Raw genomic sequence first — 24,877 nt, 5'->3', positions numbered from 1 at the left:
AAACAATATCAAGCCCTATGAAACCTGAACCCCCTTGTACACTACCTCCCTTTCTGGAACTCTAATCACCGATTCGAGAATTAAACCTATGATGGTTCCAACTAGAAACCCCATTAACCCACTAGCAACAATTTTTGCCAAGGCATTGGCTTTCCCCCTATCCTTTTCACCCAACGCAGTTGCACCACCAATAATTGCTCCAAGCAAAGCACTTGCAACAATAGCCGATGGCACATAGCTCTCCAGCTTCATAGTTTCCACAGCACCGCCTGCACACACCCTGTATTCTGATTTGCAAATTGGGCACTCAACAACCCTGCACCCACTTTCAACAACAGCAAACAACCTAGTTCCACAAGATTTGCACTCAAAACGAGTTACACCCTCCTCGAATGCGTCGCCAGGACTATAAACACCCTCAAACCCACAAAACGGGCATTTAACACTAAACACAAGTGGCAGCTGCGTTCTCACCTTAGCTGCAAGAGGTACTCTTCTCTTACACTGCTTACAAACAATATACACAGGCAAGCTAGTCACACATGCAACAGCTTCCTATACACTTCACTATTTCAATTAAATTGTTTTTGACAATAGAGTTGTTTGCTTCATTCACTCTACATCTTTCAAAAATTTCTGAAATAACTTCGCATAGACTATTATCAAGAGTTATAATTAATATCTTCTTCTTATTTCTAACATTACTAGTCTTATCTAATGATGTTACAACGATATCTATATCAACTTCTTCTTTTAGTTCTTGGTTTATTTCATCAATTATTTGTTTTCTACTTTCTTTGTCTTTAATACATCTTCTAAGTTCTTCATCGAGATTTTTTAGAAGCTCCTCTTTTTCAGGTGTTCTCTTAAGGATGATATTTCCACAAGATACTGCTAATTGTTTAAGTATATACATTAAGAAGCGTTTTCTTAATTCCTCAACACATTTACACTCAGTTCCATTTTCATTCTCCTTACAATCAAACTCTTTTCTTGCTTCATTGAATGCTATGTTAAGTTCTTTTTCAAACAAGATGAATTGAATACATTTAGGTATGAGCTGTTTGAAGATTGTTGCACAACTTGTTTTTTGGATTTGGGTATGTCTTTGAATATATGTCCATAGATGAACGAATATGGATATAAAATGCTTAAAAACATTTGTATCTACTATGGCCGTGCATGTTTTTGATTTTTTTGTCGCAATTGAAATTCAATTTGGCTACCTGAAGTATATCTCTTCTAGTTCCTTCTTCATGAATTCTATGACTGTAAAGCCATATTCATCTACTTCACGTTCAATAACTTGTCCATTCTTAGTAAACTCGTATACATGCGTAGCTTTGTGAAGCTCCTCATTCTTTGCTACTTCTCTAAGCATTGATATCAAAAATTCTTCGCTATGTGTTGACATCACTATTGAGAGTTTCGGGTTTTCGTTAACAGCTTTAACCATGTGCCTTGATAGAATTCTGCATTTTTCAAAGTCTAGACCAAGCTCAGGCTCTTCAACTATTAGTAATGTGTTTTTACTTTTTCTACTCATGTTATCAGCTCTTGCTAGTCCAATAACAATTGGAAAAGCGTTTAGCACACCACTTGGAAGTGTTGGTATATGTGAAGAGCGTTCCTCACCAGGTAGACAAATCCTTAAGCGTTTCACCTCTGGGAATAGCTCACTTAGAATCTTGTCATAGCCAATTGGATATGCATCAGAATCTTTTTCACGTAGAACCACAGGTTCAATAACATTGGTAAGATCTCCATCAAATCCAGTAACAGGTGATAAGAACTCATATGCAAGTGCGTGAATGAATTCAGTTGCATAGGGCAGGCGCAATTCTTTGACGAAATTATAAATATGTTTCACCATTTCTGCAAGTGAAGATGCTTTAGCTAATTCTCTAATTCTTTGCTGCAGCTCCTGAACAGAGACAATGCCTAGGGATTCGCTTTCAGAAATAGACTTTAATGCAATTGGTAAAAGCCTCATTTAAGGATATGCATGAATAATTGCCAAGACCTTATTGCTTGGAACAAAAATTGTGTAAGGCATTTCACTACTGCACTCAGCTGGTTTTGTAGATGCATCTGGGTGTTTTATACCAACTACTTGCACTCCGTCGATGTATAATTCAGCTGAGAAATTTTCCAAGGCATACACATTTTTCAATACATTGAAACACGCAACCCCCTCAACCACAACATCATTGCAAAGCAAGATCGTTGTGTATTAGAAAATGGTTTTTGCCATTTGCAAGTTTTTGTAGAACTCAAAATAGATTTGCAAAGGTGGTCTAATGCTTTGAGAAATCCTGGTGTGTTGCTAGGAAATGAAGTGAAATCAGCTATGATGAACCTGTACGAGTTCTTAACTTCTTTATCAGCTCTACAACCATTTCCCTTATCTCTTCTTCTCGATTCAATAGCTCCTTTGCAACCCTTTCTTCATCTATAGTCAAAACCTTTCTATCTTTAACAACAAGTTTTCCATTGATTATAACATCTGTAACGCTATCTCCCTCAAGATAGTTAACTATGGTGTCTACCGGGTTGTGTATAGGCATGTTTCTAACATCTCTAATGCTTAGTATTGCAATGTCTGCTGAATAGCCCTTTTCAATTCTACCAATTTTCTCGTTTACCAAAGACCCTGCAGCACCTGTTACCATATTGATTAAAGTGTTTGAGTCTAGATGCGCTTTGAAATATGTTATGGAGGTGCTAACAGCTTTTGCTAAAGCCTTGGCCACCTTCATTTCATGCAACAAATCTAATCTGTTCCACGCACCTCCATCACTTCCAATCCCCAGCTTAAGACCTTTTACATCAGCTAGCCCTATCCAGTGTATGCCCATAAGCCATGAGTCTACAGATGGGCACCAGCAAAGCCCAAGTCCATAATTTCTCAAAATGCTTATTTCCCTTGGCGAGAAGTAAACGCCGTGAGCTATGATCACAGGATTTATCTTGTTGATTCCACACTTGATTAGATATTCCAAAGGCCTTAAACCATGTTTAGCTAAAACATAGTCTACCTCACCCTGGTACTCACCAAGATGAAGCGTAATTCCAAGGCCATGCCTCCTGCTAAACTCAATAACTTCGCTCATCAACTTCTCAGAAACCATCATCACTTGTCTTAAGCTAGCCCATACATGAAGATTTGGTCCACGACCACTATACTCCCTATAAAACTTCTCAAACCTGTTGAACACATCCTCAGGTTCAGCAATCTTCTCCTCAATAATATCGTAAGTTGCATATGTGACAACACCCTTGATGCCTGAGGCGAGAACCTCCTCAGCTAGAATCTCAGGGTATGGAGCACCTGCCTCAACAAAATATGTAATTCCATTCTTCAGCATATTAACTATGCTAGCTCTACTCGACAACTTCGCTAAATCCTTGCCCATAGCTCTTTCAAAAGGAACTAAAACCTTTGTCCAAATCGGGGGCAGCTGAAGCATTTCATCGCTGATAGCAGATCTAAGCAAATATTGCTGTGTATGTGTATGGCAATCTATTAGCCCAGGAACCACAATATGATCTCTTCTCTCAACAACTTCTTTAGCATTGTATTTACCACGAACGTCCTCCTCCCTACCAACATCAACAATAACACCATTCCTAACAACTATAGCACCCCTAGAGATAACCCTATTACAACTATCCAACGTCACAACATATCTACCATAAATTACCAAATCAGCTTCATCCATACCGCAACCCAACAACTAATACAATTAATCTAGACAAAAACTTAAATTTGTCTAATGTTTTGCCAAGAAAATCTGAAATGTTTTGAATGTAAAAATACTTTCAACTCCATTTTGGATTCTTGTTGAGTCCATGCAATGGCAATTGCAAATTGTTTTGTAAAGGGTTTAGAGAAGAATTAACTTAATCTCATAACATCTCATTGGTAGAGAAAATGGTTATAGCTTGGCAAAAAACTTTTAGCAAACTCTTAACCGTGTGTGGCAAAAATGCTTATGTTTTGTGAAGTTGGATAATTAAAACTCTATTGCTTTATGTGGAAATCAAATAAATGAAATTAAACTGCTGAACTAAGGCTTTTATGCTGGGATCTAGTATTACAGTAAAGATTTGTTGTCGAGATCTTCTATTGGACTCTATTCTATTGAATTTCAAGGTCTTTTTCCCATACTCGAGACAGTTTATACCCTTGCACCACATGTTCATTGCTTTTTATTAAAGATGCAAAGAGTTTTCATATCTAATGGCTTGTAAAGAGCTGCAACATTTTGGTGGGTGTGATAAGCTGTGAGGGGTAGGAGGTACCTCGTTCCCGTTGTGGAATCGTTTTTGGATTGGAGTCATGGTATTTACGAATATATTGAAGAGGTTTATCTACCTGAGCTTGGAATAGCTTTTAACGAAAGGGGGTACGTGTTTAGAACTGGGGATGAGAGGTATAAGCCGTTGAAATTACCAACTAGGGAAGAGGTGCCTGTGAAATACCTTGGCGATGTTGATGTAGATGAAAAAGATGTTAAAATAATTGAAGAATATCTCAAGTATAAGGAGATGATGGACAAAATCATAAAGAAATATATTGAGGTGAAAAGTCGAGGGAGTTGAGGAGATGAAGCAGCACCAACCTCTGCGTAAGCCTCCACACCAGTACTCACCACCACAGCTAACAAAAGCTATGAAAGAGCCTATCTCATAGATTTCAAGCTTGTGTGGTCTGTTGATAGTGATTATCAACAGGCATTGCAACAAGCTGTTGCATACAATGATATTAACTTGCGATCCAAACTTGCACCAAACACCTATGTAGAGGGCGACCTACTTTTCAAAATTCCAGAGGGAGAGAAACCAACAAAATTATACATAATCCATTGGCCAAGCTTTTTCGAGCCCAAGATAGTTATAGAAATCAAACCAACCTAAAACAATACATTTTCACATTCCAAACCTTGCCATACCAACTTTTTGCTACTGGCTATAGCCAAGCCAAACAATGCTTGTATCATATAAGAGAAGTCTGTGCAGAATGACTTCAAGGAGGCAAGGCATCATCACGTAAGAGAAACAGTTTTAACCAGTTCTTGAACTATGTTTTAGCTTTATTAAGGCATTTTGCAAATCAGAAACTTGTTGATGCTTTTTCCAAGTTTCTTTAATTTCTCTATGGCATTTTGTAATCGATTTGTAGTAAAGGTGATTTGACTTGGGTTCTAGACACATCTGCTTTGAGCTAGCTTCTCTTTGATTATGCTCAAAATTTTTTCTCCAATGGAAAGAAATCTTTCTGCAGTGCCACGACCTATTTCTCTCCACGGTTTTCTAAGTCCAGCATTTGGATATCTCGATATTGTGTAGTATGGCGATAGCTCAGACAAGGCCTCGTAGATGTCTTCCCCCAGCTGCAACCCTGTGTGGTTAGCTAGCTCAACCAGGTCATGGGTTCTTGGAGGCCTTTTTCTCAAACAGTCAATGATGTAAGCCTTTAAAGCTTTTTCAACTGATTGATGCACTGGGAATACCGATAGATGGTAGCTTCCACGCCTATACGCTTCTCTCGCTTCACTCAAATCAACCTCTGCACTTTCAAGCCAATCCATAGCCTCTTCTCTACTCAACCCCACAAGCCCCTACTCTATTTTTATCCAGTACTTCATAGCATCCTGCAACACAACACTTCTCCTCTTCGCCTCTTCAAACTCTTCAGGTGTGTAGGTTAGTATTTCAAAGCCCATGTCCTTTGGGAGAAATCTTCTAACAATAGAATACCTCTTCCCAACATCCAAACCTCTGAAAGCCGGGGACACAACAATCAAATCCACATCACTATCCTCAAGCCAATCACCTCTCGCATAACTACCAAACAAATACACCTCAACAGAACCCAGAAGCTTCTCAGCCTCAGCAACAAACCTCCTCAAGATATTGATGAGCCAAGTTGGCGGCTCCCTCAAACAACAACCCCACTTCTAACTTCATTCACCAAACTCTCAAATACATTAAAAAGGTTTTTATATACAAATGCATTACCTTCAATCACATCTATTTGATTTCTACACAAATTAATTATCATTTACAACATATAGTTCATGAGCTGCTAAGATACATAAACCCTTTAAAAACATTTACCAAGCCACAAAAATTTCTTTGTCTAGGTAACCTAGTCAACTTAAAACCCTCATGAGCCTCACTGCAATAACCATGCTGTACTTATCACTTCCTCAAATCATTGATGCTTGAAAGTTGTTATTCTCACGTCACTTTATTCAGCTTAAAAGCTTTTGCACTTGATTCAACACAATTTATAATGAACACTTCAGAGCCCATAAATGAAGAATCTCAACTGGCAGAACAAGGATCAGAATCCATCAAATGGAATTGAAAGGATTTGAGGAAAGCAATTGCAACTGCAATAAATATCACACCTATTATAATCAGGACAGTATTTCCATTCACTATTGTTTTTGTTTCTTTGGCTGATTGAGTAACTGTTTCTTTTGATGTCTCATAGGTGTTAGTAGCGTTGCTTTGGTTTTGAGCAATTGTTGTGGTGAATGTTGTTTTCTGAAGCTGTGACAACAACAATTGTTGGTTATGTAGTTGTTATAATATATATTAGTTGTTACAACTTCCCTTGCACTAAGCCCAATGAATACCCAATTGATTCAGCTACAACAATTGCAATTATAAGAGCAACTAGAAGGAACCTAGACAAAATCTCACCATGAAAAGCTACAGGAAGAATGTTTTAAGCTTAACATGAAATTCCTCTCAATGTCGTTTAACGAATTCAGATTTTCAGAAGCCAATAAGCAATAGAGTTTTAAGCTATTCAACTCTATAAACATTTGATATGGACAATAATGGTATTGCAATGATATTTAAGTCTTTTAAAAGCTTTTATAAGCCATAAAGATTTTCTTTATGATATAATTTAGTCAATTCTTTACAATTAGAGTTTATGAAGCTCATTTTAATAGAGGCATTGTAGTGATGACTTCTTCAGATCATTGATGATTAATGATCATAACCATTACATGGTGTTAACTAGCTAAAAACTTTTATACTCAATTCAACATAGTTTATAGCAAATGCTTCAGAATCCAGCAATGGAAAGTCTCATCCGACAGAATAAAATTCGAAATCCATCAAATGGAATTGAAAGGTGTAGCTTATGAGTGTTTCTGTATCAATTAAGGTGCGTAGAGAGTTGGTGGAGCTTGCTGATAAAATGGTGAGGTATGGTATTGCTAGGAGTAGGTCTCACGCTTTCAACATAATGATTGAGAAGGGTTTGAAAGAGGTTGTGAGGGAGGTTGAATTCTGGGAAGATGTCCTCAGGAGGGTTGAGGAGTTGGAGAGACAGGGATTTAGGCTGAGGCATGGTGGCCTAAGCAGGGTGTTGGAGGAGGATAGGGGTCGCTAGTTCATGAACAGAAGCTCAAGAACAATCTACATAGACACTAATGTCATCATATCCTATGTTGATGAAGCGGATCCAAATCACGAGAAGGTTGTGGCATTGGTGGATAACATTAATGGAAAGAGAGTAGTATCCAAACTGACACTTGTAGAACTAGCTTCGGTTTACTCAAGAGCTGGGTTAAGGGATCCACTGCCACTAGCGATTTACTCAACGAGGAGAGTGGGGGCCGAGCTCGTAGAAATAGATTTCAACGATGTCCTAAAGGAGTCTTTCACCTATGCCCCCATCCTAAAGCTTAAAACACTCGATCTGCTCCATATTGTAGCCTGTAGTAAAGCTATGTGTAGTGAGTTCGTCACACTCGATACAGATATAATTAGGAAAGCTAATGAAATACGCAATGTCTTAAACATTAATGTGATTACTCCACTCAAAACCTGAAAACACCTCCTACTAGAAGCTCGCAAAGCGTGCTGGAGTTCAATTATGTTGGTGACTGCAGTCGGATAACTCTTGTATTATAAATATGATGAGTTTTCGGTCACGATGAATAGTGATTGATATTCCTTCCACTAATGCCGTATCGAGAAACATTTTCTTATCTTCTCCAGTAGCTCCTCAATCTCATTTACTATTGAATTCAGCGAGTTCTGATCCCCCTGCTCTAATAGCATTTCCCCACTCATGGCACTTTCAATTCCGTGTGTGAGGTTGGTACCTGGTCTGACATCACAGGCTTTGCCTAAAGCCTCATGGAACTTCATTTTAGCCAAGCTTCTCTTATTTCCTTCATTACCTTATTCAACTCCTTGTCATCAACATCTCTCCACACATCAGCAAAAATCCAGTAGACTTCTCTTCTTCGCAAGTCTCAGCATCACCTCAGAGAAACTCTCATCAGGTCTTTTAAGCTTCAGTAGAGCATCATAAGCATTAATCGATATAGTGATTCTTTTTACATTCATTCTCACATTCTTATAAATTCACTCGTCTTTCTGCTCTAAAGACATAGAGCTTGTTGAATATTGAGGGGGTGGCATGGCACCTGCCACTCCTAGAATCGTGAAACGGCTTAGTCTATGATGAAAGCTGCTGACACTAATCAAGCGCTTTGCTCGATAATCTGTGGTCTGTGAAGTGTTAAGGAAATGTGATTTAATTGATGTTCAATTGTTTAATTGTTTCAGGGAGGCAGGGTATCATCACATTTCAGTTACCAGAAACCTCATCACACAAAATAGCAATTTCTGTCAGCTCCTAAATACGTTTTTTACCATTGTTGAAGCACCTTGAAATCTGGAACACTTCCTAGAGGTCTGGGTGAAGATCTGTTAGCTTTCTAAAATTTTAATTGGTTAAACTTAAAGCTTTTGCCAAGACCCATGCATTGTATTCTACTTAAGGCTTTCAATAATTAGCTTCGCATCCTCTTCTGGGATGGGCCTTTTCAAATTGGCTGGTGTTCCAACGAGGTATGCGTTTGGCCTATTCCTTCTCTTCACAAAGCTTAGCTTCTGTGCAAGCTCGTTGAAATCACCAGTTTTCACAGGTTCAAGCCTAATTCTCCAAGGATACAAAACCCTGCCACTTCTAATCCCGTCGGGCCAAAGATGCTTCTCCTCCCCAAACCACGTTGAAACTTGACAGGCTGAATAAGCTCATGAGCAACCCTAAACCCTCTGGACTCTAGCGCACCATAAACACTCATGTTTTAAATTATATGCCAGTTCCCCTCAGACGCAACTTTAGATAATTTCCTAAGATATTTTGCATTGAATTGTGAGAGGAAGAACTGTGGTATTGTTTATAATTAACAATTTCACTTGCCAATCTTTTTTGCAGCATAGAATGATTTAGTGTTTAGTGCTAGCTCTTGGTGCATATATTGTTGCTAAACATGAAGCTAAAACTCTCTTCTACATCAGGCATTCCATTGAAAAACAATAAATGTAGGCGACTAGCAAATAAACTGTTACAAGTGTTAAAGAAGCGGAATATGTTAAGAAAGAGGATAGTTATTACTATATTAGAGAAAATAGCAAAACAAGATAATCCTAATAACAATTACGATAAGAAATGTTGGGAAGGGTGCTAGAAGCACACATCTGCAACCTAAGAAATTGTTTAAGTGGCAACTGAGAACATAAAGCTCAAGGCTATTAGCTATCAACAACTTGATTTATTTAGCAAATTAGCCCCATCACATATATTCAGGAAGACCTGCTATTCCAAGTTCCGGCGCAGAAACACTTGAAGCATTATACTTCAAAGTTAATGTTATCGGAGGTTACAAAATTAAGGTGAATTTTAAGCAATAGTAGCTCACATAACAGTATAAATGCTTAGCTTAATTTTTAATATAGAGCTAGCACTCTAGAATTCAGCAATGGAAACTTCTGGGTGAAGAATCTAAATTGAACTTTATGAAAATAGTGATGTGTTTAAGCTTATCAATTATTTGATGATTCTCTTTGTAAGGTTATAAGTTGCTTGACTTTCTTTACAATTTCTGAGAGCTTTACCAACACTCCTTTTTCTATGTCCAGCGTGTAAAACTCTACTTGTTCTCCATATCTTTTTCTATATATGCTTCTAAGTTTCGATATGTCTGTTAGGAATAGCATGAGCTGTGGATTTGGAATAACTATCCATAGTCTAAGTCCTTTGGATAACCTTGCTTCTATTGTGTTTCTAAGTTTTAGCAGAGGTATTGTTGTGCCATATAAAGTCTCTACTTCTATTGCTAAATCACCATATTTAGAATGCTTAGTATATACATCAACAACAATATCTCCTATTGCATACTCTGTGAAGATGTTGTGATCAGGGATTTTTTCATGTTCCTTCAAATACTTAACAACAAATGCTTTAACGCTGTAGTGAAGCAGTGATTCTCCACCAAGCCTCTCCTCATCCCTTTTACTAGGCTCCACACTGATTATTATATCTAAGTCTGAAGCAAGCATAACAATTTTTCTATAGAACTCCTCTTCAAGTTTTACAGCATAGGAATCCAGATCAACATCTTCCCTCATATTCTCAATTTCAGCAAGTTCAAAACCAACCTTGCCCCACACTAGGTTAGCTAAGCCATAAATTCTCCAATTTTCAAGCACAGCTATTTCCACGGGTTGCACTGTTTTGCAAAGGACTTTCCGCAAGCTCTCCTTTAATTTGATTAGTTTGTCTTGAGAGCCATAGAATATTAGAAATCCTAGACCTTGTGAATAGAGCTCTCTCAACCTATCCGCAACATACTTTGCTACATCATCTTTAACTTCTCTTTGAAAAGCCTCATCCACATCAATAACATAAATGTGTTTACCAGCTTCAACATCGAGCTTTATCTCCTCAAAAGCTGTTCGTATATCAATGGGGGTGGGCAATCCACCAGCACAAACCCTGTACAACTCTCTTAAAAGCCTCTTAAGAAACTCTATATACTCAAACCTTTCTTTAAATACCATTGGTTTTCTAGCCAATATCAGGAAGGGTCTATCCATAACCATTCTAGATAAAGATGAGTTGAAGAAGTGTTTCACAACATCCTCATGCTCCAACAAAACCTCGTCAGATGCTGATTCAACATCACCAGCAAGGCTTTGAATTCTCAGAATCTTGGCCCCAACCTCCTTATCAACCCTAACATAATTAATTTTATGTAGTTGATGAAAAGCTAGCCTGGGATGCGCCACATAATCTAGAATTTTTATCGATGGCTCAACCTCTATATCCACAACCTTTTCAATTCTAAGCATCTTAACAAATTCAGCTTTCTCAAATTCTATGAGTGGCACCTTCTTCAAAACATCAACTATTATACTACTTGCAGCAGATGCGGTGTGAACACTCTTCTCAACATCTCTTAAAGCTATTTTGGAAAAGTCCTTGGGGTTGTACATAACTGGAGAGACGTAGTTAAGAGGGTTGACCGAAGTTGATACAACAATGCTTTTATCGATACTAGACTCTATCTCTGCAAACTGTTTTATCAACGGCTTCACTAAAAATATTTCTAAAGCCTCTTTCTTTTCAGACTCAATCTCCTCTGCGGAAACAGGTGTCGGTGTCTCCTCCCCCGGCTTCTCCTCAGAGGAAATGGGTATGACAATAACAACTTCTAGATCCTGATCTTTGATAACAGTCTTCTTCCCATACCTAATCCTCTCCAATTCTAGCATTGCTTCTTCTTTCATTTCTCCCAGCCCAATGTACATAACCAATCAAACCACTTAGCACTAGTATATGGTCTTACCCGAGCTAAGCCCAGAAACATTTGTGGTGCTAGAAATGCGAAGAACTTGGTATAATTCACCCCATAATCTCTTATCTTTACTTCTCCACCAACAACACTGCCTTCGCCATAATAGAATTCATAATTAGATATCATCAAATTCATATCTTTTATTATGTTTAAAGCATTTGCTTTAGAACCAACGTTCTTCAGCGCGCCTATTACATCATTAAATTTCTCAACAACTATGCTCACCTTCAATTTATTTGCATAAATGTTGATGTACTTATTGAATTCGTCTTCAATGGTAAAGAAATGCCGTAATATTTCACGTTGAAATAATAAGTATATGTTTAGGATCACCTTTCTGATAAGATATCCTACACAATCATCCTCCAATCCTACTACTTCACGTTCACTTCTTATTTTCTCATCTGGTAAATCTGGTTCCACCAACTTTGTTATGTGTATACCATATTTTTTCAGTAGTGATTGTGTGTCTTTTTCGAATAGCTTGGTGTATGCTTCGGTGGCATAGAATTTGGGTATTGAGTATATGGATATTATGAAGAATGATAGGGGGTTGTAGAGTGGCAGCAGCTTCTTCCCAGCATTTAACACATCTTGCATTGCCTCCAAGCCTATTGTTGAGGTATTTAGCTTGTATTCTTTTGGCTTAGGCTTCTCCACAACACCCCTCAAACTCTTGTAAACTGCTTCTAGCTTCAAAGATGTGTCCTGCAATATCTCGAGAATGGAGGTGTTTTCCACGGTGCAGTGCATGTCTTCTGCTGCTTTTTCCAGTGTCAAACCCTCTCTAAGTCTTGTAACCACCTTTCGTAAATCCTCGTCCTTCAGCCCCACACCAAACACATTTTTGTAGAACAGCGCCAAGGCATTGTCTGTAAGAGGCTTGGATTCGCTAACTCTTAAACCACCAAATAGGATCTCCATATAGATATTGGATTTGGTTATGAGATTGCCAACAGAATCCGATGTAAGCTCCTCTACAAGTTCACGCCTAAGCCTAAGCAACCCCTCTACAGAACTATAAAACTCTGCCACATCAACACTGAAATACCTTCTCCAAGAATCCTCATCGTAATACTTTATCACATCCTCAAACAAGGCAAGCACTCACCAATGCTAAAAACATTTAAAACTTTAAAAAACCTTTATTTTTAAAAGCAGTCTCCAAACCCTTGAGCAGACAATCTTAAAGCAGTTGAGATGTGGTGTTTTTGTATGGAATCAGTTGCTAGGGGTTAGCATGTTCAGAGGTCTAGAACAAGTCTTCTCATTATGGGATCGGGTATTGTGTAGGTGTTGCCTTTTTTCTCTATGATCATGGCTTTTTCTAGGCTGTTCAGCATTTCAGCAAGCGTCTTAGCGTTTACAGCTAGTGAGTTTTTGAGCTCGCTCCACCGAGCTGGGAGAAGCTTTAGGAGCTTTATGTACCTCTCTGGGTATTTTCTTGTTGTGAGAAATTTTTTGAGTTCTTGGAGAAGAATTTGCTTTCCCTCGGAGTAAACACGCTCCAAGGCCTCTCTATGCCCAAGGTTTCTAACACATCTCATGTTCCCGTAGTAAACAAGCCACCCGGGATAGCCATTGAGGGTTTCAACAGCCTCCTCTATCTCAGCTATTGGGGGTGTGACACCAAATTCCCTAAAACCATTCACCAGAAACTCTATGCTCACATCCCTGGGGAAAGGCTTTAGCTCTATTCTCGCAGGCTGTCTCCCATATAAGGGGCTTTGTGGAGTTGGTTCGAGAAGCCCCGTGATAACCCCCACCAATGAACCTGTAAAAACAAGTTTAATATCATAGGTGTCCCAGATTTTCTTAAGCAACTTCAGCATGTAGTTGCTTGGAAGCTCCTGAACCTCATCAAGCCCAACAACCCTCCCCTCAAACCTTGAGAAAACATCCTCAGCAAGCCTAGTCCAGCTAATTGACACAGGCCCTATCCTAAACTCCATATCCAACCTCCTAACATGCTTCAACAGCTCCTCAACAAAACCCCTAATGCTTCTAACCCCAGAGAGGTTAACATATATACCGTTTACCTCATTCAGAAAAACCTTGAGAAGCGAGGTCTTTCCCATCATTCTTCTCCCAAGTATCACCACCCACTCACTTCTAACAAGCCTGTGAAGCTCTTCAAGCTCCTTTTCACGCCCATAGAGCTCCTCCCTTCTCTCCTTAGGCCTAAGATCAAACAACATATAGTTACCCAGGTAACCAGTTACCTGGGTAACCTTTTAAAAATTTTTCATATTCCTGAATACGCATTAACCATTCAACATCTTCCCATGGTTATATCAAGAACTTTCCATTGTGTATGAGCTGAGAAACCTCTTGAAGTAGCTTGTGTATATTCTCAAGCAGCTTCTTCCTAAAATCACAATTCTTCAAGAAATTGTCTCCATACATCTCCACAAGCTTATCAACAAATCTTGTTGCAGCTTCAAATGCTTTGGCATGGTCTATGCCCAGCTCCATAAGCTTGAAGTAAGCATCTCTAGCCTTCTTCAAAATCTCAGAGCCTCTGTTTCCGTGTATAGAGCCAACAAAGTATTCTTCCCCCAAATATGTTAATGCTATGTAAACCCCTATAACCTCATCATCTGTTTTTTAGAAACTCATCAACCCAGCTAATCTCAGTGCTCAGCAAAATCACCTAAATAGCGATAGTTTTTGAAATTAATAAATTGTTTGTGGACTTCCTATCAATATATGGCAAAAAGCTATTGCATATCCCAATATGGATTCTTCAACACATTTTCTTTTGACAAAGGCTATTCACAATTGCATTTGGAATCATTGGCATATAAATGTTTATTGGTGGCTCACAGCTGTGGCTCTTTTCAAACATGTGGTAATAGATGGTTGCTAGCTACATGCACATGCCACAGGCTCTTCACAAGTTGCTAGGGCTTTGCCCATGCTTCATGCACTTGGCGCTACAAATACAACTGCACCTAGTTTAGTTGCTAAGCTGATAGAATAGAGTAGTAGAGCATAATATCAATTAGCTTTTCGCAGCTGTGTTTGAGTTTTGTATAGATAAGAATTTGGTGTTATGCATATGATTTTATTTGATGCCTCACAATGAAGTCTATGAGCAATGTGATGTGGAGGAAGGGAGCTGATGGAACCCTCCTATTCTCGATGGAAGTTAGTCCCGTGGACAGCACGTAGGGTTGATATGGGGTATGAGAACAAGGGCTGATATGAAATATCATAAAACCCAATGAAAGTTCAACCCCTAGAAACTAAACCAAATTTAGAATAACTAAAAATCGAGAGTAAGAGTAGAGAATGGACTCTAATCGTGTATTGCATAGTGTTGCTAAAAACATATTTAATTTAGTTGAATTAATTTACTTGTGGGTGTGTATTGTTGACCAGGGTAGTTAGGGTGAGATTTGAGAAGGGGGTGCTAAAGCCCTTAGAGCCGTTAGACCTTAGTGAGGGGGAGGAGGTTCTGGTAGAGATCAAAGAGGATATCATTGAATATGCTAGACGTATTCGCAAACTCATCAACACGAATGAAGAGCCCTCAGAGGTTTTATCTCGTGAAAGGGAGAGGTTTTGCTTCGGCTACAGAGTTGAGGGTTGTTATTGATGCCTCGGTATACATCGATCTATTTGCTGGAAGGGACAAGGAGAGGGTGCAGATTGTAGAAGAGCTATTCAACTGTATAAAATCGAGGGGGGTGGAATAAGGTTATATGGGCCAAGATTGCTCCTCGTAGAGCTTGCTGGAGTGCTTATCAGGTATATCCCTCCAAGAATGATAAGTGATATTGTTGAAAGGGTGGAGATGGAGGTAGTTCTTCTAGATGATGGTGTTTTCTATGAGGAGTCTATTAAGGTAGCTTTGCAAACGGGCTGTAGAGGAGCAGATTCATACTATATAGGGGGTTGCTAAAACCCTTAACGCAATCTTAGTTAGTAGTGATAGAGTGCAATTCAATAACACTAGGCGGGCAGGTGTTGAAGCATATTATCTTCCAGGAGATCTCAAGGATATTCTAAACAGTCTTAAATGTGGATAAATAAGTTATATGAAGTGGAAAGTATATGGTTTACAACCTTTGTACTACGCTAGTTGTGAATAACTCGATGACAATCAATGAGGTTTTGAAGCTGTGGCTAACTCTCTGTAGCAATGCAGGAGTAGCTGGAGGAGCAAGTATAAAAAGCAATGATAACATATGAATGGTGTGAACAGGTTCTCGGGGAGCAATTTCATGTATTAATTTTGGGAGCTAACAGTGCTGGGACTGGTTTGAAAATCGCTTAGTAATTGAGGTATCTAGAATGGTGTATCAAAAACTGGGGAAAGGTCAGCTAATGGGATTGATTAAGGAGTTTAATAAGATTTTTAGCTAGTTCTTCCATTATGTGTTTTATATGCTAATTCCCCAATATCCCCGCCTTCTCTAGCTTCTCACAAGCACTCTCACCTTTGAGCTCATGCAAATCGCTTATGTGATATCCCAGTGCCTCGAGAAATGTTTCGATGTTGGGATCGAATATTATGGTTATCACATTACGAGCTCTTTTCGAAGCACCAATCCATAGACCTTCTCTGATTCTAGATAAGCTAAAGTTTTCATCGATGTATTTTCTGCTTATACCAATCTCATAGTCTATTACAGCTATAATGATTTGAGCAATTCTCTTTTCCACCATGTTATGAACTTCATTTACTATTCTATCACGACCATATTTCCTCTTATGGCTAACTCTAATGCTGAGATTAAACTTGCTCACCAAAGTATCCTTAAGCATATTAGCAATACAGTTGTTGGCATAGCACTCCGCCATTAGCATAATTCCATAACTCAATTTGATTGATTCACCTTAGCCTTCTTGACTTCTCCTTACAGTGTAATCCTTCACAACCTTGCTTGGGGGTGTCAGTAAAAGCTCGTCTGTTGTAACAAGGTTCTTAGCCAGGGCGCTAACATCTATTTCAGCAACCTTGGTTGAGCCAAGCTTATCCCTGTAAACATAGTATGTTTTGATGTTGCTAACTTTATCCCAGAAACTTGAAAGCAACAGAGGGTTGTGGGTCGATATAACAACGTAGATCTCATTTAGAACTTCTGTCACGTGCTTCCCAAGCACATCCATGAGAAATGGATATAGATGTGCCTCGGGCTCCTCAAGAGCTAGAATGAACTTGCCCTCAAGTCCATAGAGCTTAACATAGTCTCTAACTGATAGCGTTGCTAGTATCGAGTATAGAATCCTCAGAATGGAGTCAGACAATAAAGATGCTTCAATCTCCACATCAGAATCAAACACACAAATTGAACCACTTCTCATTAGTTTTAGCTCAACAGGCAGCTCTAGATACTCCTTGAGCACTCTATTCAATTCACTTATAACATTAACATAGTTTTTAATGATGTAGACTATGTTCCATGCCATCTCGTTTAGCACATTCTTGGGCAGTGGTCTATTTAAACCAGGATCTCTCAGCCTTAACTGCAATCCACAAGGAGCAGGGAGGGAACAGTACGTTAGTGACAAGCCATATCTGTCAAATCCATAGAGCCTAGCCTCCATATTAACATTAGCAGCTTTTAAGGAGCTTCTCACAGAAGACATTGTAACATCTGTAACTGGTTGTCTAGGATCCCACGGTATTGGCGTGTCGTTGATTATAAGTTTTAAGTTACCACCCTCAAAGTATAGTCTTACATCCAGCTTCACATTGCCAGATATCGAAATACCTATTTTCTTCAACAAGTTGTGGTTTCTGAAAAGCTGGGATACATCACTAAATCGAGCTACATAATTTAAGCTCTCAACATTGGAAAAGTTATTGTCATATTCCTTGTCAAGCAGCTGGATTCTATTAAAGTAGCCTGCTAACGCTATAGCATCCAATATGTTAGATTTGCCAGCTGACGGAGGCCCAATTAGAATTGTGAGTGGAGCCAGCTCCATCTCAGCGCTCTCAACACTCTTAAAGTTCTCTATTTTAAGCCTTAGAACTATACCCCCTCACCACTTACCAAAATCACCTCTAACTACTCACAGACCCTAATTCTCCACTTGAGATCATCCTCTTGTACTTATTCACCTCTACTCTCTGCTCCTCGCTAAGAACCTCCTCCACAACCTCTGGGTTAATATCAACAACCCTGGGTTTAAGAGCTTTAATAACAACCTTACCCCTCTCCAACATCTGACACCTCTCTCAACTTTTTAGGTAATACCATAACCCCCTTTCTACAAACCTTTAAAAACAACCCTTAACGATATTCCCAGCTAGAATTAGCATAATCAGCTATATAAAGTTTAACCTTCATAATCTACACTAAAATGATCTATAATGAGATTTCTCCACATGCACACTCCAATCTAGCCTCATCAAACTGCTTTATAAGTTAATAAATATGTGACTTCAACTTACGAACAATACTCAAATTTATGGAGGTGCCATTATTTGTATCATGAATTGTGCAAAAACACTTAAGTTATCTTAGGCAATCTAATTCTTAAAAGAATTATTTATTTCTCTTATTATGGAGTCAGAATCCTTATGTTCTCCTTGCCAAAGGTTTTCCAAGTCCAGTTCTGCAAAGCTGGAAAGCACTCAATAATTGCGCATCAGCACATATGTAGATACCAGGCAAATATTTTGTAGATGGTTCTAATGGGCTGTGGCGTGAAGGTTGTATCTGTGGGTTGAGGCGGGGTTTAAGCGAGTTAAAAACGTATACGTCTTTTGCTAGGGGTTTTGGCAAAGCTGTCACAGGCTTTTTGGTGGGGGAAGCTGCTGCAGAAAATTATGGTGATTGACCATGGCTTCGTTTCCAAAAAGCTCTAGATATTTAGAAATGATTTTAGTTTTTTCTTCACCTCCTGCTTATTCCAATACCCCCTGTTCCTGTCGAAAGGCAGTGTACACAAAAAATTTTGAAGTTATTTGATTTCACAACCCTTCCACAATCCTTAGCTACTCTATAATTTTTCAGCTCCTCAAAACCCAGCATTGCTAAAGCGCTGCACGCTGTTTCCCCAAGTACAATAATTTCTTGGTGTTTTTGCATTTTGCTAACATATCGATTTCAAGCCTCAAAATTTTAGGCAGTTGCTTATCACAGCTCTTGGAATAGTTCTCACAACCTTTCTACTAACTCTACACTTTATCGCATTGGTCAAGAATAATCCCATGCTCCTAAACTTGCACAGCCCCTCATAGACCCTCTCCCTAATTCCTAGAATGTTGAAGAGGTTTCTCCTAAGATTGTCTTCAGCAAGGGGATTGTAGAAGAAGGTTTTCTCCACAAGTGGTGACTCGTCAATAAAAAACACAGTTCACATTCCCCTCAGGAATACAATCCTCATAAACTTTAAATTCTAAGCATGGCTTGCTCCCAGTATCAACCATGCCAAGCCCCTTCATAAAGCCTCCCATTCACAACTAGCTCCAAAGCACGTAGCTTATAAACATAAACTACAAGACCTCTCCACAACCAAAATCCAAATCATTAATTTAAAACAGGCCACCCCCTTCCCCAATTTTATATAACATTCTTCCACTTTTTCTTTGATTAAAGAAATAATGGTGTTAAGCAGGGGAAACACATTTAGGATTTCTCCTCTTTAGACACATGAACATGTTTCTCAATATTCATAGCAAACTTTTTAAAGAGCTTAACCATAACTACGCAAGTGAACCACTTGTGAACGTCATTAATTAGGTTAGGGAAGAGAGGGATTTGATTCTCCCCAAGATCATCATGAAGCGTACAGGAATTGATGAGAGGGATATACTGGCTGTGGAAGTTAAGGATGGAGCAATAATTCTAAGACCCTTGAAGCCCAGAGTTGTTAATGTTGATAACAGAATGGTTGAGGAGATACCGGAGGAGGAGAAGATTGAAACAGGAAAATAGAGGAGAAGCTAAGAGAAGTACGTAACTAACACAAGAATTTTGATGGAAATCATAAGAACAGTGCATAGCCTCGCTTGCCACATCAGAGCTGCTACATATGATATTCAGGTAACATAACAGTGTAAAATTTTGGCTAGAGAAATTGCTAATAGTTATTCCATTCAAGCTTACTCATCCTTGCACAGCTCCAAACCCCTTTTTGGAATTACAAATCTTGGCTCAGAAATATGTATGACGGAAAGTTGATGCTCCATAAGCATTTTTCAAACTCGTTTCTCAACTTCTTCTCTAGCTCAGTACCATTTAGATTTGCTAGTTCTTCCAGCAACTCTGTTAAGTCCTCAAAAGTTAAATGTTCTCCATGAGCACGCTTACATCGAATTCTATATATTTTCTGAAGACTTTTCATACCATTTTCAGTAATATCACTTTTTTCAATCAATTTCTTAAGCATGCCATTAAACGATTTGTTATTGAGCTTTGAATATTGCTTTAGCACATAGAAACGCAGGGGCCTCTCTATGTAATCAGCAAAACATGTCACAATCCTTTCATTCACTATAGCTAGTTTTCCATATAGCAAAAACACTTTGCTAAGATCTAAATTCATCTCATTAAAATCAAAGACCTTGCATAATGATGAAAGATCAATTTGTGGAAGAAGCTCTTTAACCATTTCTGTAAGATCGATACCAAGCATATTTTTAAATATATCGTCTTGGAATTCATTGAAATACTTATCTAGTGATTTGCTGAAATAATGTGTAAAGGCATTTGCATCAAACAAATCCATATTCAGATACATAGTCATTCCTTCATCACACCCCTAAAATCATAATTCAATAAAGTTAAGGTTTTCAAAGTTTTCGCCAAATTTTACCCTGTTGCGCCAGGGTAAAATTCTACCCCCTACCCCATAGTATAGGAAAAGCTGTTGCAGTCATAACTTCACAAATTCCATATGTGACAACTGTTGAGATTTAGCCAGGTGTAGGGATTGAGATGCATGAACCTCAAGATGTATAGATTGCTCAGAGCCACGCCAATGGAATACACAATCTCTTCCAAAAACAACATGCCATCTAATTCACAGGGATAATGACAAGTCTATAGATGCTATTGACGGCTTGGTTAAGGTTCTACAACTGCTTACTAAGGTGATTACACTGCAGATTAGTGGAATGCGAAAACAACATTGTTATTCATAGAGGCACCAATTTTAGCAGCATAGACAATAATAATGTTTTTAGCCATATCTATGATCTCATAATATCATTGATAATTTACGATCACATAAACTACAGTAGGTGCTCCAGAATTCAACAACAGAAAACTCCCAAGCAAGGAAGCAAGGTTCAAAAATCCAATGAATGGAGTTGAAAGTTGCTTATAGGTTTTCACCTTTATCCATATAAGCTGCTAGATATCTGCATGCTGATACAGCTATATCCTTGCTTAGCTCAGCCTCCGGTTTAAATCCTTGGGTGCCGCTATGCATACCAAAATTGCTTATAAGCTGAAACGCTTTGGAGAGGTAGTCCCTAAAGAGCTCTGCTCTCTTCTCACCGGGTATGGGAATCACACCTTTCTCAACAAGATTTCTAAGTCCTTCAACAACTTTTCTTGCAAAGATAATAGACCCTTCATAATCTGGTGTATAGAACCTTCTTAATGCCTCTAACAAATCTAATGCAACGTTTTTCAGTTCCGCTTTGTACAAGAATCCCACCACTTCAAAATCTTTAGCAACACTCTCAAGAATTTCCACCTCAGTTCTAACCAGTTTCTTCACTGTATCGGGAACTCCAGAACCCTCTAACACTAAAAATTCATTGGGAGCTATTGGCGTCTCTATTATCTTGTCATTCAACTTGTGTATGAAATTTACGAAAAGAATACTGATATAATATCCTGGCTGAATACCCTCTATTATATGGATGTATGTAAGATCTACATAGTAAGAGAAAAACCAGACTCTCACAGGTAGTTCTTCAAATCGCTTAAGCTCCATTATAACTTCTCCATCTTCCCTATAGATACGACTTAGATAACCCCTTATCTTAATCTCCTCACTTCCTCTACTCTTTTCCAGGATTAAGCTATACTTATTATATAGGTTATAAGGAATCTCGCCAAGAATAAACTGGTCTATTCTCTTAAGCTCAGTCACTACTAGAGCGGGCATCTTAGCTCCTCAGATTGTTAAGAACTTAAAAACATATAACGGTTACTAAAGTTTTATATATAGAGAGTTTGTCGAAACTGTTTATGTGGTGAGCCTATGGATCGAAGGTTTGTAGAGTCTCCTGGTTTCCCCGTTGATGTTGTTAATGAGGCTTCTGCTAGGGAGAAGGCTGGTGGTGGTAGGCCGGAGTTTTGGGAAATGGTTTTTTGGTGGACTAGAAAACCTCTTGCAAGTGCCAGGGCTGTTGTTGCTGCTTGTTTGCTTCCTGATAGTGTTAACCCTGCTGAGTTTCTCTATATGACCAAGCTGAGAGGTGTTGAGGGTGTTCCACATAGGTACAACCCATCGATTTCTCCAAGGTATCGAGACTTGTTTAGAAACGCGAAGCTTTTGGATCCATTCGCAGGCTTTGGATCGATACCTCTTGAGGCTATTCGCCTTGGCGTTGGAGAGGTTGTTGCTGCTGAGCTTCTTCCAACAGCCTATGTCTTTCTAAAAGCTGTTATCGAAATACCCAAGTGGGCTGTTGACAACGGCTTTGGTAAGAAGCTTGTTGAAGATGTTGGGAGGTGGGGTGAGTGGGTAGTTAACAGGCTTAGAGAGGATAGGGATGTTCAGGAGCTTTACGACAATGAAACAGCTGTTTACATAGGCTCCTGGGAGGTTAGATGCCCACACTGCGGAAGATACACTCCTCTAGTGGGCAACTGGTGGCTTGCAAGAGCATCTGGAAGAGAAGCGGAGAGTGAGGAGAGCGAGGAGGAAGAGGAGGAGAGTAGAAAGAAATCATACAAAAGAATTGCTTGGATGGAGTCAGCAACACAAGGCAACGAGGTTTATATAAGAATCGTAGACTTGAACAAGGTTCTCGGAAAAAAGGAGATAACAGCAAAAATAAACACTAGGCAAGGCATTGTAGAAGTGGGTGAAAACAGGTACAGAGTTCCAAAACCAAACATAGATGCAAGAAGAGAAACAGCAACATGCCTTCACTGCAACAACCAGATAAGAACAGTAAAGGGAGAGTGGTACGTTAAAACAGCATTAAAAGAGTGGAACGAAAACATAGAAAAATATTTAACAGGGGAAATACCACTAGAGCAACTACTAAACTCAAAAGCAAGGCCAAAACTACTAGCAAAAGTGAAGATAGTTGGCAAAGACCTGGAATTCGAGCCAGCAACAAAAGAAGACAACGAGAAGCTTTGGAGAGCACTTGAGAAGCTGAGAAATATATGGGGAGACCCAGACATACCAACAGAACCAATACCACCATATGGTAATGTGGGAGGTGGACTAAGATTTCCAGTTCATACTACAAATAAATGGTATCAACTCTTCAACCCGCGCCAGCTTCTAACCCTGGTTAAGCTCGTTAAGCTTATCAGGGAGGCTGGGAAGAGGGTTGAGGAGGAGAAGCTCAGAGAAGGGTGGGACAAAGAGAAAGCACACAAATACGCAGAAGCAGTAACAACATACCTAGCAATAGCGTTAGTAAGATACGCAGGATATAGTAATATTGCAACTCCTTGGAAGAATTATACTGGTTTTGGAAGTTCAACGGCATTATTAAGAGCAGTTAATATAATGGTTTTTCGAGGTATAGCGATGACGTGGAACTGGACAGATTATAATATTAGTTACGCTGGAGTGGGTTTTGAAAGAGATATCAGTTCACTAATCAATGGTTTATCTTATCTTGTTTCTGCTGTTTCTGGCAGTCCTAGCCCTGTTAGGGTTCTGCTTGATGATGCTACTGTTTTGGGTAAGCTAGATGAAGAGAAATTTGATTTAATAGTTACTGATCCGCCTTATAGGGATGATGTTGCTTATGCTGAGCTTAGCGATTTTTACTATGTTTGGCTTAGAAGGGCTTTGAGTGATGTTGGTGATGTTTTTGGTGTTGTTAGGCTTGTTCCAAGGTTTTATGGAGAGGCATTTTTTGATGATAGTGGTAACGAAATTGATGTTCAGTGGAGGTTTTTTGCTTCTAAAGAGGTTAGCGAGGTTGTTGGAAGGTCAAAGTTTTTCGGGGGTGGTGTTGGTAGCTTCAACTATTTTAAGGAGCTTCTCAAAAAGTCTTTTGTTTCAATGGCTTCTAGGCTTAGCGATGAAGGTGTTATAGCTACTTACTATGCCCACACCACTCCAGATGCTTGGGAGGCTCTTTTGGAGGCTGGGTGGCTTGGCGCTGGGCTAAGAGTTGTGGTTGCTCATGCCATTGTTACTGAGTCTGCTCAGAGGGTTACTGCGCGCGGCAAGGCCTCTTTAGACACTTCACTTGTTGTTGTGTGGAGAAGGGGTGTTTCTGGTGAGGCTCTAGCTGATGAGGTTTATGCCAAGGCTGTTGAGGTTTGCAGGGATGTTGCTGAGAAGAGTAGAAAAGCTGGCTACAGAGGCTACGAGCTGTTCACAACTGTGCTTGGCTGTGTTCTTTCACAGTTTACTCAGTTCAAAAACATTGTTGGTGTTGGCAATTTGCGTAACCAGGGGTTGAGAAAACTTCTTGAGGGCTACATATACCCAGCTACGGCAGAGGCTATAGCCCAGTCTCTTGGCGCTCGGGCAACAGGCTTTAGATTCTCCCCGCCATCAATGTTCTACCTACTTTCAAAAGTTCTTGTTGAGCGTGGAAGAGCTCGTAGAAGGCAAATGGATAGAAGCACAGTCACAATATTCTCAATAGGTACAAGAGCAGAGCTTTCGCTGTTGGAAAGCCTTAGAATTGTTGGAAGAGATGGCGAGAAGTTTTATTTGATTGAGCCTGAGCAGTCAACAGATTTTGTTAAGTCTATTGAGGGTGTTCTCATGGACAAAGGACTTAGTGCATCAAATCCAAATATAAGATGCTCAATAGACGCTCTTCACATTTTAGAGTATTTAGCATCATCTCTTAAGAGAGATCAGTTTAGAAAAAGATTTGATGAATTGAGAACCAGGTATCCACAACATGTTGAAGAGGCTGTTGCCTTGGCTAAGGTATTGCTTGGAACACTTCCAGAAAACGATGTTGAGTATAAAGCTGCTAGGGCTTTGCTTGAGGCTTTGGGTCAGCTTCCAAGAACTGGTCTGGAAAGCTATGTTGGAAGAGGTTGAAGTGGTTTGTAGAT

The 24,877-nt window shown here is 39.2% G+C and carries 28 protein-coding genes and 1 pseudogene; 10 read left to right on the top strand and 19 right to left on the bottom strand.

The window, feature by feature from the left end; genetic code table 11:
• Positions 1-15 precede the first annotated feature (15 nt).
• The 5 genes from QPL79_RS05980 to QPL79_RS05960 all read right to left on the bottom strand — a co-directional run bounded on the left by QPL79_RS05980 (position 16) and on the right by QPL79_RS05960 (position 3,722).
• Complete coding sequence (locus QPL79_RS05980) at positions 16-531, bottom strand: hypothetical protein (RefSeq protein ID WP_285273891.1); 516 nt, start codon at positions 529-531, stop codon at positions 16-18.
• Position 532: 1 nt separating this feature from the next.
• Positions 533-1,033 (bottom strand): hypothetical protein, encoded by a 501-nt coding sequence (locus QPL79_RS05975; RefSeq protein ID WP_285273890.1) that lies wholly within the window; start codon positions 1,031-1,033, stop codon positions 533-535.
• Between the two features lie 189 nt (positions 1,034-1,222).
• Positions 1,223-1,993: an AAA family ATPase gene (locus QPL79_RS05970; RefSeq protein ID WP_285273889.1), complete on the bottom strand. Its 771-nt coding sequence runs from the start codon at positions 1,991-1,993 to the stop codon at positions 1,223-1,225.
• Positions 1,994-2,203: a hypothetical protein gene (locus QPL79_RS05965; protein ID WP_285273888.1), complete on the bottom strand. Its 210-nt coding sequence runs from the start codon at positions 2,201-2,203 to the stop codon at positions 1,994-1,996.
• A 145-nt stretch (positions 2,204-2,348) separates the two neighbouring features.
• Positions 2,349-3,722: an amidohydrolase family protein gene (locus tag QPL79_RS05960; protein WP_285273887.1), complete on the bottom strand. Its 1,374-nt coding sequence runs from the start codon at positions 3,720-3,722 to the stop codon at positions 2,349-2,351.
• A gap of 565 nt (positions 3,723-4,287) precedes the next feature.
• On the opposite strand from QPL79_RS05960, the gene QPL79_RS05955 reads away from it, so the two are divergent.
• Both QPL79_RS05955 and QPL79_RS05950 read left to right on the top strand, forming a co-directional pair.
• On the top strand, positions 4,288-4,605 hold the full coding sequence (locus tag QPL79_RS05955; RefSeq protein ID WP_285273886.1) for a hypothetical protein: 318 nt from the start codon (positions 4,288-4,290) through the stop codon (positions 4,603-4,605).
• A 69-nt stretch (positions 4,606-4,674) separates the two neighbouring features.
• Positions 4,675-4,920 (top strand): annotated as a pseudogene (locus QPL79_RS05950) (DUF4352 domain-containing protein); the annotation flags it as partial.
• Between the two features lie 287 nt (positions 4,921-5,207).
• Here the strand turns inward: QPL79_RS05950 and QPL79_RS05945 are convergent.
• Positions 5,208-5,612: a HEPN domain-containing protein gene (locus QPL79_RS05945; protein WP_285273885.1), complete on the bottom strand. Its 405-nt coding sequence runs from the start codon at positions 5,610-5,612 to the stop codon at positions 5,208-5,210.
• Positions 5,613-5,624: 12 nt separating this feature from the next.
• Entirely contained in the window at positions 5,625-5,924 is a 300-nt protein-coding gene (locus tag QPL79_RS05940) for a nucleotidyltransferase domain-containing protein (RefSeq protein WP_438839355.1), read from the bottom strand.
• A 624-nt stretch (positions 5,925-6,548) separates the two neighbouring features.
• On the opposite strand from QPL79_RS05940, the gene QPL79_RS05935 reads away from it, so the two are divergent.
• From QPL79_RS05935 to QPL79_RS05925, 3 genes are all read left to right on the top strand, one after another.
• Entirely contained in the window at positions 6,549-6,722 is a 174-nt protein-coding gene (locus QPL79_RS05935) for a hypothetical protein (RefSeq protein WP_285273883.1), read from the top strand.
• Positions 6,723-7,168: 446 nt separating this feature from the next.
• Positions 7,169-7,420, top strand: coding sequence for a hypothetical protein (locus QPL79_RS05930; RefSeq protein ID WP_285273882.1), 252 nt, complete (start codon positions 7,169-7,171; stop codon positions 7,418-7,420).
• Between the two features lie 3 nt (positions 7,421-7,423).
• A complete protein-coding gene (locus QPL79_RS05925) occupies positions 7,424-7,861 on the top strand; it encodes a type II toxin-antitoxin system VapC family toxin (protein ID WP_285273881.1) in 438 nt (145 codons plus the stop codon).
• Between the two features lie 392 nt (positions 7,862-8,253).
• Here the strand turns inward: QPL79_RS05925 and QPL79_RS09280 are convergent, their stop codons facing one another.
• The 6 genes from QPL79_RS09280 to QPL79_RS05900 all read right to left on the bottom strand — a co-directional run bounded on the left by QPL79_RS09280 (position 8,254) and on the right by QPL79_RS05900 (position 14,246).
• Positions 8,254-8,385 (bottom strand): antitoxin VapB family protein, encoded by a 132-nt coding sequence (locus tag QPL79_RS09280; protein ID WP_350309085.1) that lies wholly within the window; start codon positions 8,383-8,385, stop codon positions 8,254-8,256.
• Between the two features lie 429 nt (positions 8,386-8,814).
• Positions 8,815-8,997: an EVE domain-containing protein gene (locus tag QPL79_RS05920; RefSeq protein ID WP_285273880.1), complete on the bottom strand. Its 183-nt coding sequence runs from the start codon at positions 8,995-8,997 to the stop codon at positions 8,815-8,817.
• Positions 8,998-9,870: 873 nt separating this feature from the next.
• On the bottom strand, positions 9,871-11,637 hold the full coding sequence (locus QPL79_RS05915) for a hypothetical protein (protein ID WP_285273879.1): 1,767 nt from the start codon (positions 11,635-11,637) through the stop codon (positions 9,871-9,873).
• Positions 11,613-12,782: a hypothetical protein gene (locus QPL79_RS05910; RefSeq protein ID WP_285273878.1), complete on the bottom strand. Its 1,170-nt coding sequence runs from the start codon at positions 12,780-12,782 to the stop codon at positions 11,613-11,615. The genes QPL79_RS05915 and QPL79_RS05910 overlap by 25 nt, the downstream gene beginning before the upstream one ends.
• A gap of 146 nt (positions 12,783-12,928) precedes the next feature.
• Positions 12,929-13,882: an AAA family ATPase gene (locus QPL79_RS05905; protein WP_285273877.1), complete on the bottom strand. Its 954-nt coding sequence runs from the start codon at positions 13,880-13,882 to the stop codon at positions 12,929-12,931.
• Positions 13,883-13,973: 91 nt separating this feature from the next.
• Entirely contained in the window at positions 13,974-14,246 is a 273-nt protein-coding gene (locus tag QPL79_RS05900) for a hypothetical protein (protein ID WP_285273876.1), read from the bottom strand.
• 814 nt (positions 14,247-15,060) lie between these two features.
• Here QPL79_RS05900 and QPL79_RS05895 point away from each other — a divergent pair.
• From QPL79_RS05895 to QPL79_RS05885, 3 genes are all read left to right on the top strand, one after another.
• Positions 15,061-15,285: an antitoxin family protein gene (locus tag QPL79_RS05895; protein ID WP_285273875.1), complete on the top strand. Its 225-nt coding sequence runs from the start codon at positions 15,061-15,063 to the stop codon at positions 15,283-15,285.
• A 117-nt stretch (positions 15,286-15,402) separates the two neighbouring features.
• Complete coding sequence (locus QPL79_RS05890; protein WP_285273874.1) at positions 15,403-15,591, top strand: hypothetical protein; 189 nt, start codon at positions 15,403-15,405, stop codon at positions 15,589-15,591.
• 152 nt (positions 15,592-15,743) lie between these two features.
• Positions 15,744-15,881 carry a hypothetical protein gene (locus QPL79_RS05885; protein WP_285273873.1) on the top strand — a complete coding sequence of 46 codons (138 nt, stop codon included), beginning with the start codon at positions 15,744-15,746 and terminating at the stop codon, positions 15,879-15,881.
• Positions 15,882-16,079: 198 nt separating this feature from the next.
• Here QPL79_RS05885 and QPL79_RS05880 read toward each other — a convergent pair whose 3' ends face one another.
• From QPL79_RS05880 to QPL79_RS05865, 4 genes are all read right to left on the bottom strand, one after another.
• Complete coding sequence (locus QPL79_RS05880; protein ID WP_285273872.1) at positions 16,080-16,514, bottom strand: hypothetical protein; 435 nt, start codon at positions 16,512-16,514, stop codon at positions 16,080-16,082.
• 15 nt (positions 16,515-16,529) lie between these two features.
• Positions 16,530-17,657 carry an AAA family ATPase gene (locus QPL79_RS05875; RefSeq protein WP_285274025.1) on the bottom strand — a complete coding sequence of 376 codons (1,128 nt, stop codon included), beginning with the start codon at positions 17,655-17,657 and terminating at the stop codon, positions 16,530-16,532.
• 46 nt (positions 17,658-17,703) lie between these two features.
• Entirely contained in the window at positions 17,704-17,862 is a 159-nt protein-coding gene (locus QPL79_RS05870; protein ID WP_285273871.1) for a hypothetical protein, read from the bottom strand.
• Between the two features lie 896 nt (positions 17,863-18,758).
• A complete protein-coding gene (locus QPL79_RS05865) occupies positions 18,759-18,998 on the bottom strand; it encodes a hypothetical protein (protein ID WP_285273870.1) in 240 nt (79 codons plus the stop codon).
• A 407-nt stretch (positions 18,999-19,405) separates the two neighbouring features.
• Here QPL79_RS05865 and QPL79_RS05860 point away from each other — a divergent pair, with 407 nt between their 5' ends.
• On the top strand, positions 19,406-19,582 hold the full coding sequence (locus QPL79_RS05860; protein ID WP_285273869.1) for an AbrB/MazE/SpoVT family DNA-binding domain-containing protein: 177 nt from the start codon (positions 19,406-19,408) through the stop codon (positions 19,580-19,582).
• 205 nt (positions 19,583-19,787) lie between these two features.
• On the opposite strand, the gene QPL79_RS05855 is transcribed toward QPL79_RS05860, so the two are convergent.
• A complete protein-coding gene (locus QPL79_RS05855; protein ID WP_285273868.1) occupies positions 19,788-20,393 on the bottom strand; it encodes a hypothetical protein in 606 nt (201 codons plus the stop codon).
• Positions 20,394-20,969: 576 nt separating this feature from the next.
• The gene (locus QPL79_RS05850) at positions 20,970-21,767 is read right to left on the bottom strand and encodes a hypothetical protein (RefSeq protein ID WP_285273867.1); all 798 of its coding nucleotides are present in this window, start codon (positions 21,765-21,767) and stop codon (positions 20,970-20,972) included.
• A 96-nt stretch (positions 21,768-21,863) separates the two neighbouring features.
• Here QPL79_RS05850 and QPL79_RS05845 point away from each other — a divergent pair, with 96 nt between their 5' ends.
• Entirely contained in the window at positions 21,864-24,863 is a 3,000-nt protein-coding gene (locus QPL79_RS05845; protein ID WP_285273866.1) for a DUF1156 domain-containing protein, read from the top strand.
• The last annotated feature ends 14 nt before the right edge of the window (positions 24,864-24,877 follow it).

This window comes from Ignisphaera cupida (assembly GCF_030186535.1).
Taxonomy (GTDB): domain Archaea; phylum Thermoproteota; class Thermoprotei_A; order Sulfolobales; family Ignisphaeraceae; genus Ignisphaera; species Ignisphaera cupida.
The sequence above is the reverse complement of the archived record's forward strand: the minus strand, read 5'-3'. Positions and strand labels throughout refer to the sequence as shown.